This window comes from Arthrobacter sp. 05N33_2 (assembly GCF_056397425.1).
Window position 1 is genome coordinate 14,496 of sequence record NZ_JBFTNJ010000023.1, and the last position, 13,124, is coordinate 27,619.

Here is a 13,124-nt window from a genome sequence, read left to right on the forward strand (position 1 = left end):
CCACAGCGACACTGACCCTGAGACACTGACACAGCGACCATGACACCGCGACTGCACCCCTTCACCGCGCTGACCCTCGCCGTATGCGCCGCCGTCGTCACGACGGCGGCCGCCTATTGGCCGCTGTCTGTCGCCGTGGCCCTCGCCGCGGTGATCCYTGCCGCCCGCCATGGCATTGCGGGGCGCGTCCTGACCGCAGGAGCCGTGATCCTGACGCCTCTGTGCCTGTCCCTGCTGGTGCTGCACGGCCTCTTCTTCCCTGAGGGCCAGACCGTGCTGGCCCAGTGGGGTCCGGCGAGGGTCACGGCCGAGGGTCTGGGCTTCGCGCTGGAGCTGGGAACCCGGACCACGGCCTGCGTGCTGGTATTCCTGCTCTTTTCCTTCACCGTGAGCGTCCCCGACCTCGTCTCCGCCCTCGCCGGGCGCAGGATCCCACCGCAGTTCGGCTTCGTCCTGGCTTCCACGCTCACCCTCCTGCCCGCCGTCGCGGGCCGCCTGGACCGGATCCGGCAGGCCCAGGAAACCCGCGGGATGGTGGTCGGACGCGGCCTGCTGTCCCGCCTCGGCACCCTCCGTCTGCAGATGGTGCCGCTGGTCCTGGCCCTGATTGACGACGCCGGAAGCCGCGCCCAGGCGCTCGACGCCCGCGGCTTCGGCAGCCCGGGGCCCCGGACCAGCTACCGCGAAGTCGCCGACCCGCCCGCCCAGCGGCTATGCCGGGCAGCCGCACTGGTATTCGCGGCGGCCGCCGTCGCCGGGCGGATTGTGGCCTCCTGGCCTGCCGGGGCGGTGTCATGRCGGCCACCACCCGCACGGCGCTTCAGATCCGGATCGAGGCGTTCACGTTCCACGGCGATGACACCCCGGTGCTGAGGGATGCCGCACTCTCGGTCACGTCGGGTTCCCTGACCGCCGTCCTGGGCGGGTCCGGGAGCGGAAAATCCACGCTGGGCAAACTGTTGGCCGGCTGGCTCCGGGCCGGTCACGCCGGACAATTCCGCGGCAGCCTGGAGCTTGGCGGCACGGTGCTGGAATTCCGCGGCGTGCCCGAGGACCCCCGGATCAACCCCGCCGAGTGGTCGCGCCGCGTGGCCTTCGTTCCGCAGGACGCCGCGGCGATGCTCTCCTCGGTGCGCGCCACGGTCGCGGAGGAGCTGGCCTTCGGCCTGGAAAACCGCGCGACGGCCCGGGAGGACATGCTCCGCGCGGTGGAGCGCACCGCCGCCCGCACCGGACTCTCTCACCTGCTGGACCGGGACCCGGCCACGCTCTCCGGCGGGGAGCTGCGCCGGCTCGCCGTGGGCTGCGCCGTCATCACGGAACCGGACGTGCTCATCCTGGACGAGCCGCTGGCATCGCTGGACGCGGCCGGAGCCGCGCAAGTCGAGGCCCTGGTCCGCAGCCTCTGCGGCGCCGGGACCGGCGTCGTCCTCCTGAGCCAGGCAGCCGACGGGCTCGCCGGGGAAGCCACGCACTGGACGATTCTTGACGCTCAGACCGGGCCCGACGGCAGGAGGGTCACCGCTGCCGGGACGGTCACCGCTGCCGGGACGCCGGCGCAGCTGGCGGGCTCGGCCGAACTGGAGCGCGCCGGAGTGATTGGCGTAGGCGGGCCCGGCGGCATTGGGCCGAGCGGTATTGGGTCCGGCGTCCTGGGGGCCAGTGGGTCCGGCGTCGCCGCCGGCGCCCGCCATCCCGGGCCGGTGCCTGCCGCGGCGCCCGGTCCCGGCCCGGCATCGCTGGAACTGCGCGGGGTTGGGTTCGGCTACGCTCGGGACCCGCGTCGGCACGGCACCGGCGCGCAGGACCGGGTCCTCCGGGACGTGGATTTCGCCGTGCGCCCGGGCGAGATCATCGCCGTGACCGGGCTCAACGGCGCCGGCAAGTCGACACTGCTGCGCCACTTCAATGGACTGCTCCGGCCCTCGGCCGGGGACGTGCTGGTCTGCGGGCGCAGCATTGCCGGCGAGCCGGTGGGAAAGGTCGCGGCCTCCGTGGGCCTGTTGTTCCAGCACCCCCGGGACCAGCTTTTCGAACGCACCGTCCTGCGGGAAGCCGCGTTCGGACTCCGGCAACTGTCCGGAAAGGCCGGCGCCGAGGGCAAGGCCCGGGCCGCGCTGGCCGCGGTGGGCCTGTCCGGTACCGAGGAGGCACACCCGGCCGAGCTGTCCGCCTCCCGGCAGCGGCTGCTCGCCCTGGCCACGGTCCTGGCCCGCGAACCGGCGGTGGTGGCCCTGGACGAACCGACCGTCGGGCTGGACCGGCACGGCCTCGAGGCGCTGCAGGGCGCCGTCGACCGCGCCGCCGCGCGGGGCGCCGCCGTCGTCATGGTCACCCACRACCTGGACTACGCACGGAGGAACGCGCACCGCGTCCTGGAACTCAGCGGCGGGAGCCTGCGGGAAATCTGACTGGGGCCGCGGGGTAGGCACCGAATCCAACGCGCAATGCATGACGCGCAATGTATATTGCTTGGAGTTTCCGCGGGCCTGGTCCTGGACAGCAGGATCTATTCCRCGGACGCGGTCTTTCGCGTTCCAGCCTTTCATCTCAACACCGCAGACATCGAGGCTGCCCACGTCATGGCGCCGCCGGGATGCCCGGCCACTCTCCCGAAAGCAGCGCCGCCGCCCGGACCAAAGTCCGGGCGGCGGCGCCAACAAAAGCGAGCGGTGAAGCCTGGCTTTAGGCCGGCTCTGACGCCACGCCCGGGGCCAGGAACTTCTTGCCGTTGACCCGTTCCGAGGCGCCCACCCGGTCCAGATACGGGGTGATCCCGCCCAGGAACATCGGCCAGCCCGCGCCGAGGATCATGCAGAGGTCAATGTCCTCGGGACCGGCCACAACGCCTTCCTCGAGCATCAGCCCGATTTCCTCCGCCAGGGCGTCCTGCGTCCGGCGCAGCACCTCCTCGCCGGTGGACGGGGTGCTGCCAAAGGACATCAGCGCCAGGGTTTCGGCCGGTATGAACGGCTTGCCGTCCGGGCCCGGCACCGGTGTGCCGTTCTGCACGGCCCAAATGGACGTCACACCGTTGTCGATCAGCACCTGCAGGTTCGCCGAGACCCTGAAGCGGTCCCCGAACGCCGTGTGCAGCGATTCCTGGACATGCTGCGCCACGGGCAGGCCCACCATGGCGCCGAGCACAAAGGGCGTCATGGGCAGGCCCATCGGCCGCAGCGCGTTATCGGCCACGTCGGCGGGGGTGCCCTCGTCGAAGGCCGCGGTGACTTCACCCATGAGGCGCAGCAGGACGCGGTTGACCACAAACGCGGCGGCATCCCTGACCAGCACCGCCGACTTCTTGAGCCCCTTGGCGAGCTCGAACGCGGTGGCCAGCACGGCGTCGTCGGTCTTCGGTGCCCGCACGATCTCCAGCAGCGGCATCACGGCCACCGGATTGAAGAAGTGGAAGCCGACCAGGCGCTCGGGGTGCTCAAGGTCCTCCGCCATCGCGGTGACGGACAGCGAGGACGTGTTGGTCGCGAGGATGCACTCTTCCGAGACGATCGCCTCGACTTCCTTGAAGACCTGCTTCTTGACGTTGAGTTCCTCGAAGACGGCCTCAATGACGAAGTCGGCGTCGGCGAAGGCCTCCTTCGAAACTGATCCCGTGACGAGCGCGCGGGTGCGGTTGGCGGCGTCGGGGCTGATCCGGCCCTTCGCCAGCAGCTTCTCCACCTCGGCGTGGACGTAACCCACGCCCTTGTCCACGCGGGCCTGGTCGATGTCCGTGAGGACCACGGGCACTTTGAGCTGGCGGGCGAAGAGCAGGGCGAGCTGGCTGGCCATCAGGCCGGCACCGACGACGCCGATCTTCGTCACCGGGCGCGCAAGCTTGCGGTCCGGGGCGCCGGCTGGACGCTTGGAGCGGCGCTGCACGAGGTCCAGGAAGGCGTACACCGTGGAGCGGAACTCGTCGGTCTGCATGAGGTCGGCGAGCGTCTCGCATTCGAGCTCAGCGGACTGCGCCTGGGTCAGGGTGCGGTTGGCCTCCATGACGTCCAGGACCTTGGCGGGCGCCGGGGAAGCGTTGGAGGTCTTGGCCTCCACGAAGGCGCGGCCCTTGGCGACGGCGGCCGCCCAGCGGGCGGCGACCTCCGGAGCGGACGGGTCCACGGCGTTCGCCCGCTCCGGCGCCACGGCACCGGCAATGACTTTCGCGGCCCACGCCAGGGACTGTTCCACGAAGTCGGCCGGCTCGAACATCGCGTCCGCCATGCCCAGCTGGTAGGCCTGCGGCCCGGTGAGCGTGCGGTTGTTGCTCAGCGGGTTTTCGATCATGACCTTGAGGGCGTTCTCCGGCCCGATCAGCCGCGGCAGGATGTGGACCCCGCCCCAGCCAGGGATGAGTCCGATGAACGCCTCGGGAAGGGCCAGAGCGCCGGCGCCGGTAGAGACCGTGCGGTAGGTGGACTGCAGCGCGATCTCCAGGCCGCCGCCCAGGGCCAGTCCGTTGATGAATGCGAAGCTCGGCACGCCGAGGTTCGCGAGGGTGGCGTAGACGTCGTGGCCGAGCTGGGCCATCCACAGGCCTTGTTCGCGTCCGCTGACGGACTTGACCGTGGAGAGGTCGGCGCCGGCCACGAGGAAGTACGGCTTGCCGGTGACGCCGACGCCGGCAATCTCGCCCCGGGCGGCGCGTTCCTTCAGTCCTTCCAGGACCGTGCCGAGCTCGATCAGGGTGTTGGGTCCGAGGGTGGTGGGCTTGGAGTGGTCCAGGCCGTTGTCGAGGGTGACCAGCGCGAAGATGCCGGGGCTTTTGCCGTCAGTCGTCTCCCCACCGTCGACGGGCGGCAGTTCGATGTCCTGGACGTAGGAGTGGGTGACCGTTTCGTTGGGGAAGAGTTCTGCAAGCTTGCGGAAATCAGCGGCGCTCATGCTGTGGCTCCAGTCTCGGTGGTCGTGGTCTCTGCGTGCTGTGCTGCTGTGTTGTGCATTTCCATGCCAGGTGCTTCGGTGCCGTAATCCGCGTGATGCGGGTTCTCCCAGATTACGGTGGCGCCCATGCCCAGGCCGATGCACATCGTGGTCATGCCAAAGCGGACGGAGGGGTCCTCCTCGAACTGTCGGGCCAGCTGGTTCATCAGCCTGACCCCCGAGGACGCCAGCGGGTGCCCGACGGCGATCGCGCCGCCATAGCGGTTGACGCGGGGGTCGTCGTCGGCGATCCCGAAATGGTCCAGGAAGCTCAGGACCTGGACGGCGAAGGCCTCATTGATTTCGAAGAGCCCGATGTCCCCGATGCCGAGTCCGGCGTTCTTGAGTGCCTTCTCGGTGGCCGGGACCGGGCCGATGCCCATGACCTCGGGTTCGACGCCGGCGAAGGCATAGCTCACCAGGCGCATCCTGACCGGCAGCCCGAGTTCCTCGGCGGCATCGGCGGAGGCCAGCAGGGCTGCGGTGGCGCCGTCGTTCAGGCCCGCGGCGTTGCCCGCCGTGACCCGGCCGTGGGCGCGGAACGGCGTCTTGAGCGTGGCCAGGTCCCCGAGCGAGGTTCCGGGGCGCGGGGGTTCGTCCACGGTGTTGACGGTCCAGCCCTGGCCCGGCTTCATCGTGGCGACGGGTACGAGGTCGGGCTGGATCTGGCCGTTGGCGTAGGCTGCGGCGAGCTTGTCCTGCGAGGCGACGGCGTAGGCGTCGGTGCGGTCCTTGGTGATGGACGGGAAACGGTCGTGCAGGTTCTCGGCCGTGTTGCCCATGTTCAGCGCGGCCGGGTCCACGATCCGTTCGGACATGAAGCGCGGGTTGGGGTCGGCGCCGGCGCCCATCGGGTGGTTGCCCATGTGTTCGACRCCGCCGGCRATCACGACGTCRTASGCGCCRAAGSCGATGCCGCYCGCSGTCGTGGTGACGGCGGTCATGGCGCCGGCGCACATGCGGTCGATCGCGAAGCCGGGCACGGTGCGGGGGAGTCCGGCCAGCAGGGCGGCGGTGCGGCCGATGGTCAGGCCCTGGTCGCCCGTCTGGGTGGTGGCGGCGATCGCGACCTCGTCGACCCGGTCCGCCGGAAGCGAGGGGTTGCGGCGCATCAGTTCGCGGATGCACTTGACCACGAGGTCGTCGGCGCGGGTGCCGGCGTAGATGCCCTTGTCGCCGGCGCGGCCGAACGGGGTACGGACGCCGTCGACAAAGACGACGTCGCGCACGGTCCTGTTTCTTCCGCTGCTCGGGTTTGCGCTGCTGGGTTTTCCGCTGGTGCGGGCTTGGCTCACGGCGTACTCCTCATTGAGACATGGTGCCGGAACCGCGCCTGTGGCAGGGGTTGCCACAGGCGGGAGGGTTCCGAACGACATCATGCATTATGTTACTCGCCAGTAACATAGCTGGCAAGGAGGAGATGAGCGGCCCCGAAAGGAGCCGCTAGACCGTGGAACCCGACGGCGCCTCCGCGGCGGCCTTGGGTTCCTTCGCGGGCAGCGGCTCGGGGTGCAGGAAAGCCTCGGCAATGAGCGGAGCCGTGATTTCGATCTGCCACTGGCGCGCCCCGAGGTTCGCCAGTTCCTCGGCCACGCCTTCCTCGCTGCATTCTGCCGGTGGACGCCAGGCGACCCGCCGAAGATAGTCCGGGGTCAGCAGGTTTTCCACCGGCAGGTTCAGTTCCTCGGCCCTGGCCTGGAGTTTTGGACGGGCGGTGGCGAGCCTGGCGGCCGCCTCCGGGTCCCGGTCCGCCCAGACGCGCGGGGGCGGGGGAGCGTTGGTGGGAAGGTGCAGCGGCGGCAGGTCCTCCAGGGCCCGGGCCACGCCGATGCAGCGCAGCCAGCGGGGGGCTTCCCGCTGTGCGGCGCGGCCGTGGAAGCCCTTGGTGCCCAGGAGCTGGGGGACCGTGGAGGGCATCGCCTTGGCCGCCGCGACGAGCGCGGAGTCGGGGATCAGCCGGCCGGGGGCGACGTCACGTTTCTGGGCCAGGGAATCGCGTTCCAGCCACAGCTCCCGGACTGCGGCCAGTTGGCGGCGGTCCCGGATCTGGTGCAGCCCGGACGTTTTGCGCCACGGATCAACGCGCGGCGGGGCCTGTCCGGCTTCGAGGATGGCGGCGAATTCCTGCTCGGCGTATTCCAGCTTCTCGTCCGCCACGAGCAGCTCAATCAGTTCCTCGCGCAGCTCTGTCAGGACTTCGACGTCGAGCGCGGCGTAGCGCAGCCATGGTTCCGGCAGGGGGCGGGTGGACCAGTCGGCGGCGGAGTGTTCCTTCGCCAGGCCGAAGCCCAGGAGCTGTTCGATGACGGCGGCGAGGCCCACCCTGGGCAGCCCGGCCAGGCGGGCGGCGAGTTCGGTGTCGAAGAGTTTGTCCGGCCACATGCCGAGTTCGGACAGACAGGGCAGGTCCTGGCTGGCGGCGTGCAGGATCCATTCGACGCCGCGCAAAGCGTCATTGATGATGCTGAGGTCTCCGAAAGGTTCGGGATCGATCAGCCAGGTTCCGGAGCCTTCGCGCCGGATCTGGACCAGGAAGGCGCGCTGGCCGTAGCGGAATCCCGAGGCGCGCTCCGCGTCCACGCCCGCAGGGCCGTGGCCGGCGGCGAGGGCCGCGGCGCAGCGTTCGAGTCCGGACTGGGTTTCAATGACCAGCGGCACGCCGTCGCGGGGAATGTCGAGGTCGATCACTTCAGGGACCAGGCTGTCGAAGCCTTCCACGGTGATGTGGGCTGTGGTGTCAGCAGCCTCGGCCGTAGTGCGACTGGCGCCGGCTGTGCTGGTTTCCGGATTCTGAGGGGTCATGGTCTCTACAGTTTACCGACAACATGGCGTATAGGGCCGTGACCGCGGCCGAACACGGGCCTCATGCGTGTCCGCGGGGGCGGCGGGGCAGGGCCGTGACGCCCTCGGGCAGGGGCGGCAGCCCGGCGAAGGTGCAGACCATGTCCGACCACGCCTCCAGGTGCGAGGTGATGTCCGGGGTGGCCGGGGTCCAGGAGGCCCGGAGCTCGATGTCGATTGAATTCGGCCGGTCCGACAACGTTCCAAAGCTCTCCGAGAGCACCCGGGTGGCGGTGCCGCCGGCGGAGCGGTACGGGGCCTGATGGTTCTCCAGCGCTTCGACCAGCCAGGTCCACGCCACGGACCCCAGGAGTTCGTCGTTGCCCATCTCGGGTTCCAGCTGGGCGCGGATGTAGGTGACGATCCGGAATTCCCCGTCCCATACGGCAGAGCCGTCGGGATCGTGGAGCAGAATGAAGCGGCCAGTGGCCAGCTCGACGTCGTCGCTGCCGGACGCCCGTGCCAGCGCCGCGGCGGCCGGGCCGTGGACCGGTCCGCCGGCGGGGGAGTCGCCCGGGCCGATCACTTCCGCGCCCAGGGCCACCGCGAACGGTGCCAGCCGGGACGGGGCCGGAATTTCGTCCAGGTGCAGCTCGCTGCGGCACCGTGCCTGCCGAAGGGTCCCCAGGGCGAAGAGGAAATCTGCCGGAACCTGATCGAGGGAGCTCACCTTGGAAGGTTATGCAACGGCCGGAGCCCTACCCGGCAGGCTCGCCGCCGGGCAGGGGAAGCGTTGCACGGCTCAGGCAGCGGCGAGCTCGCGCTTGATGGCCGCAATGAAGGAATCAACGTCGTCCTCGGTGGTGTCGAAGGAGCACATCCAGCGGACCTCGCGGGCCGCCTCGTTCCAGTCGTAGAAGCGGAAGGACTTGCGCAGCCGGTCCGCGACACCGGCAGGCAGGACGGCGAAGACGCCGTTGGACTCGGTCTTCTGCGTCAGTTCGACGCCGGGGATCGCCTCGACGCCGGCGCGCAGCCGGGCGGCCATGGCGTTGGCGTGCGAGGCCGAGCGCAGCCACAGCTCACCCTCGAGGAGGGCAATGAACTGGGCGGACATAAACCGCATCTTGGAGGCCAGCTGCATGTTCATCTTGCGCAGGTAGACCAGGCCGTGTGCGGCCTCCGGGTTCAGGGCGACCACAACCTCGCCGAACAGCAGGCCGTTCTTCGTGCCGCCGAAGGAGAGGATGTCCACGCCGGCGTCACGGGTAAAGGCCCGCAGCGGGACCCCCAGGTGGGCGGCGGCGTTGGCCAGCCGGGCACCGTCCATGTGCAGCTTCATGCCCTTTGCGTGGACATGCTCAGCGATGGCCCGGACCTCGTCCGGGGTGTAGCAGGTACCGAGCTCGGTGGTCTGGGTGATGGACACGGCCAGCGGCTGGGCGCGGTGCTCATCGCCCCAGCCCCAGGCTTCCTGGTCGATCAGTGCGGGGGTGAGCTTGCCGTCGGTGGTGGGGACCTGCAGCAGCTTGATGCCGCCGATCCGCTCCGGTGCACCGTTTTCGTCCATGTTGATGTGGGCGGTGGAAGCGCAAATGACCGCACCCCAGCGCGGGAGGAGCGACTGCAGGGACAGGACGTTGGCTCCGGTGCCGTTGAACACCGGGAAGCACTCGATGCCTTCGCCGAAGTGCTCTTCCATCAGCTGCTGCAGGCGCGCGGTGTAATCGTCCTCGCCGTAGGAGACCTGGTGGCCTTCGTTGGCGGCGGCCAGGGCCGCGAGGACTTCCGGGTGCACGCCGGAATAGTTGTCCGAGGCGAAGCCGCGGACGGAGGGATCGTGGAGCCGCACCGCAGTGCCGGCAGGGACAGTTTCAACTGTGCTGGTCATCGTTTTGCTCACGCTTTCAGTCTAAGAGGTCGGGCCGCCCGGGCTAAGCCCGGGGCCCTGGATCGGGGCCCAGACCCTGTGCCACAGACGCTGGGGTCCAGGATCAGGGCCGCGGAATCAGGGATGTTCAGCGGCTGAGCAGCAGCCGCTGGCCGTTCAGGTCGCCGGCAGGAGCGTTGAAGAGTCCCGCTGCGGCAGCCGCCAGGTCAGCCACGTCCGTGAAGCCCGGGAACTTGCGGTCCGGGGCCTTGGCCCGCATTTTCGCGTCAACGAGGGCTTTCACCACGAAAATGACGGCGGCGCTCCGTAGCGCGGCGCTGTCCTGTCCGGCGTTGTCCTGTTGCGCCCTGTCCTGCTCTGGAGTGCCTGTGCTGGTGGCATTGCCCGCGGCGTGGACCCGGCGGAAGCCGTCAGCGACCGCCAGCGTCCAGGCCTCGGCGGCCGCCTTGGCCGCGGCGTAGCTCGCCCCCGCCGCCGTCGGGGCGCTTACCGCCGTGGAGGACACCATGGCGAAGCGTCCTGCCTCAGAGGCGGCGAGGTCGTCGAAGAAGACGCGCGTAACGTTCCGCAGGGTCGTGACGGCGTTGCGCTCCAGGAAGTCCCAGTCGTCGTCGCTCTGGTCGGTGATGCCTTTCGCGCCGCGCCAGCCGCCCACCAGGTGGATAACGCCGTCGACGCGTCCGGCCAGGCCGGCAATGCTTTCCCGCAGGGCGCGGACGTCGGCCAGGCTGGCGAGGTCGCAGGCGAGCGGCGTGACGCCGTCGCCGGCCTCGGCGGCGGCTGCCTCGATGCGCGCGGCATCCGATCCGACCGTGAAGACCCTGTGGCCGGCGCCGCGCAGGGCGCGGGCCGTCGCGATTCCCGACGGCCCGCTGCCCCCCGTGACCAGCACGTTCAAAGTGCGTCCGGCACTCATCCGGCGTTCAGGGCCTGGGTGCCGCCGGACTCTGATCCCGGGTCAGTGCCGGTATCTGTGCTGATGTCTGACGACCCGGTGATGCCGGCAGTGGATTCGATGACGGGCCGCATCTTCTTCTCCAGCGCCTCGTAGAACATGGAGAGCGGGAACTCGTCGTCGAGGACCTGGTCCGTGAGGCCGCGGGGCGGACCGTCCAGGGGGAGGGCGTCCGGACCCTTGGCCCAGACCGAGGCCGGGTTGGGCGTGACCGTGCCGGAGATGAGCTCGTAGGCGGCGAGCCAGTGGGCCATCTTGGGGCGGTCGATCGAGCGCCAGTACAGTTCCTCGATCTTCGCGCCGAGTTCAACCACGACGTCGGCAGCCTCGTCCCAGTCGATGCTGAGTTTGCTGTCGGTCCAGTGCAGGACGTGGTGCTGGTGCATCCAGGCGAAGAGCAGCTGGCCGCCAAGGCCGTCGTAGTTCCGTACGCGCGTGCCGGTGATGGCGAAGCGGAAGATGCGGTCGAAGATCACGGCGTACTGGACAAGCTTGGCGTGCCGGCGGGCCTCCGGGTCAGCGTCCTCGTCCTTCTCGATCTTCACGGATTCGCGGAAGGCGGTGAGGTCGCAGCGCAGCTCCTCCAGTGAGTAGAGGAAGAACGGCATGCGCTGCTTGATCATGAACGGGTCGAAGGGCAGGTCGCCGCGCATGTGGGTGCGGTCGTGGATCAGGTCCCACATGACAAAGGTTTCCTGTGTCAGCTGCTGGTCCTCCAGGAGCCCGGCGRCGTCCTCGGGCAGCTGCAGGGAGGTGATCTCGGCGGCGGCGCGCAGGACGCGGCGGAAGCGTGCGGCCTCGCGGTCGGCGAAGATCGCGCCCCACGTAAACGTCGGGGTCTCGCGGACCGCGACGGTCTCGGGGAACAGGACTGCGGAGTTGGTGTCGTAGCCCGCGGTGAAGTCGAGGAACCGGATCGGGACGAAGAGCTTGTTGGAGTATTCGCCGGTTTCCAGGCCGCCGATGAATTCCGGCCAGATGACCTCGATCAGCACGGCCTCGACGAGGCGGCTGCTGCTGCCGTTCTGGGTGTACATCGGGAACACGACCAGGTGCTGGAGCCCGTTGACCCGGTGCTGCTGCGGCTGGAACGCCTGCAGGGAATCCAGGAAGTCCGGGACCCCAAAGCCGCCATCGGCCCAGCGGTCAAAGTCGGTGACCAGCAGTTCCAGGTAGTTTGCGTCGTGCGGGAAGGACGGGGCCAGAGCCGCGACCGCCGCGGTGATGGTTGCGACGTGGGCGGCCGCGGCTTCGTGGGCTTCGGCATCCGGCACGGATCCGTCCTGGACCTGGAGGGCGCGCAGGGCGGTGGCGGCAGCCTTGAGCCGCAGCCATTCCTGGTTGCCGGCGGTGATCGGGGCGGGGGCGGTAAGAGCGGTCGTGGTCATCGTCGACGGTCGCCTTTCTGTTTGCTGTGGAGCGTGTCGCTGGATCTAAATCGAGCGTAGCAAGCAAGCAGAGACTCTAATGCAAAATTGCCTCGAGCATAAGAAAGTCTGTGGCAAGTGATTCTGAAAAGCCGTTCCAGCGGAAGGAGAGGCAGGGCTGCAGGCTACTGCCCGGCGTCGTCCGCGGGAACCAGCTTCAGGGAAACCGAGTTGATGCAGAAGCGCTGGTCCGTGGGGGTGCCGTAGCCCTCGCCGTCGAACACGTGCCCCAGGTGGGAATCACAGGTGCTGCAGCGGACTTCCACCCGGTCCATGCCCATGGTGCGGTCATGGATGTAGCGAACGGTGCCCTCGGCGAGCGGCGCCCAGAAGGACGGCCAGCCGCAGTGCGAGTCGAACTTTTCGTTGCTGGTGAAGAGTTCGGTGCCGCAGGCCCGGCACTTGTAGACACCGCGGGTGTGGGTGTCCCAGTATTCGCCGGTGTACGGCCGCTCGGTGCCTGCCTGGCGGAGCACGCGGTACTCCTCGGGCGTCAGTTCCTCGCGCCACTGGGCGTCCGTCTTTTCGACGGGCGTTCCGGTCGGAGCCTGGTCAAAGGCCGTGGCGGCGGGGTCGGCTGTGGGTTCGGTGGCGGGCACTGCCGAGGGCATGGATTTAGGCCTGTTAAAGATACTCATAGCCTCAATAACGCTCAGGAGTCCCCGATAAATCCCGAACCGGCGTACAGATGCAGGACAGGCAGCCCCAGCTTGTCCTGTGCCTTGGTGGCCCAGTCGGTGTGGAACGTGTCGGCCACGGCGTGCGGGCGGGTGATGACCACAGCCTGTCCGGCGCTGAGTTCCTTGACCTTGGCAACCAGGCCGTCAACGGCCTTGCCCTCGACGACTTCGCCCGAGACGCCGCCGCCCAGACCGGCCAGCGCGGCCAGCGAGGCGGCCAGGGTGTCGGCTGCTTCGGCCCGCTCCTCGGCGGGATCCGAGTGTGCCGTCAGTTCACGGAAGGCCTTGGCGATTTCAAGCATGGAAAGGTTTTCCAGGAAATCCACCACCAGGTGTCGCTCGGTGTTGGCCGGCACCAGGATCAGCAGGGGCGCATCACCGCCGGCAATCAGGGTTTCAATATTGACGCGGTCATCCGCACCGAGGGGCTCTTCTGTCAAAATGACGATTGGATCACTCATGACCCCAGC

Annotated in this window: 11 protein-coding genes; 2 read left to right on the forward strand and 9 right to left on the reverse strand. The window is 69.1% G+C overall.

All coding sequences use genetic code 11. The annotated features are described in order from the left end of the window. The first annotated feature begins 39 nt into the window (after positions 1–39). Together AC1DHX_RS11595 and AC1DHX_RS11600 are read left to right on the forward strand one after the other, a co-directional pair. Entirely contained in the window at positions 40–873 is an 834-nt protein-coding gene (locus tag AC1DHX_RS11595; protein WP_476900052.1) for an energy-coupling factor transporter transmembrane component T, read from the forward strand. After that, a complete protein-coding gene (locus tag AC1DHX_RS11600) occupies positions 795–2,411 on the forward strand; it encodes an ABC transporter ATP-binding protein (protein ID WP_476900053.1) in 1,617 nt (538 codons plus the stop codon). Before AC1DHX_RS11595 ends, AC1DHX_RS11600 begins: the two co-directional genes overlap by 79 nt. Before the next feature lie 274 nt (positions 2,412–2,685). Here the strand turns inward: AC1DHX_RS11600 and AC1DHX_RS11605 are convergent, their stop codons facing one another. From AC1DHX_RS11605 to AC1DHX_RS11645, 9 genes are all read right to left on the reverse strand, one after another. Next, the gene (locus AC1DHX_RS11605; RefSeq protein ID WP_476860245.1) at positions 2,686–4,881 is read right to left on the reverse strand and encodes a 3-hydroxyacyl-CoA dehydrogenase NAD-binding domain-containing protein; all 2,196 of its coding nucleotides are present in this window, start codon (positions 4,879–4,881) and stop codon (positions 2,686–2,688) included. Beyond that, positions 4,878–6,215: a thiolase family protein gene (locus tag AC1DHX_RS11610; protein WP_476900054.1), complete on the reverse strand. Its 1,338-nt coding sequence runs from the start codon at positions 6,213–6,215 to the stop codon at positions 4,878–4,880. The genes AC1DHX_RS11605 and AC1DHX_RS11610 overlap by 4 nt, the downstream gene beginning before the upstream one ends. A 148-nt stretch (positions 6,216–6,363) precedes the next feature. Beyond that, positions 6,364–7,722: an HRDC domain-containing protein gene (locus AC1DHX_RS11615; protein ID WP_476860247.1), complete on the reverse strand. Its 1,359-nt coding sequence runs from the start codon at positions 7,720–7,722 to the stop codon at positions 6,364–6,366. A gap of 61 nt (positions 7,723–7,783) precedes the next feature. Further along, positions 7,784–8,431 carry a DUF3000 domain-containing protein gene (locus tag AC1DHX_RS11620; RefSeq protein ID WP_018772438.1) on the reverse strand — a complete coding sequence of 216 codons (648 nt, stop codon included), beginning with the start codon at positions 8,429–8,431 and terminating at the stop codon, positions 7,784–7,786. 72 nt (positions 8,432–8,503) lie between these two features. Then, a complete protein-coding gene (locus AC1DHX_RS11625) occupies positions 8,504–9,592 on the reverse strand; it encodes a threonine aldolase family protein (RefSeq protein WP_028277018.1) in 1,089 nt (362 codons plus the stop codon). A 127-nt stretch (positions 9,593–9,719) separates the two neighbouring features. Then, entirely contained in the window at positions 9,720–10,508 is a 789-nt protein-coding gene (locus AC1DHX_RS11630; protein WP_476860248.1) for an SDR family oxidoreductase, read from the reverse strand. Beyond that, entirely contained in the window at positions 10,505–11,935 is a 1,431-nt protein-coding gene (locus AC1DHX_RS11635) for a DUF6421 family protein (protein ID WP_476900055.1), read from the reverse strand. The genes AC1DHX_RS11630 and AC1DHX_RS11635 overlap by 4 nt, the downstream gene beginning before the upstream one ends. Positions 11,936–12,099: 164 nt before the next feature. Continuing rightward, positions 12,100–12,612, reverse strand: coding sequence for a peptide-methionine (R)-S-oxide reductase MsrB (msrB, locus tag AC1DHX_RS11640; protein ID WP_476860250.1), 513 nt, complete (start codon positions 12,610–12,612; stop codon positions 12,100–12,102). Positions 12,613–12,626: 14 nt separating this feature from the next. Then, positions 12,627–13,115 carry a hypothetical protein gene (locus AC1DHX_RS11645; protein WP_230007972.1) on the reverse strand — a complete coding sequence of 163 codons (489 nt, stop codon included), beginning with the start codon at positions 13,113–13,115 and terminating at the stop codon, positions 12,627–12,629. Positions 13,116–13,124 lie beyond the last annotated feature (9 nt).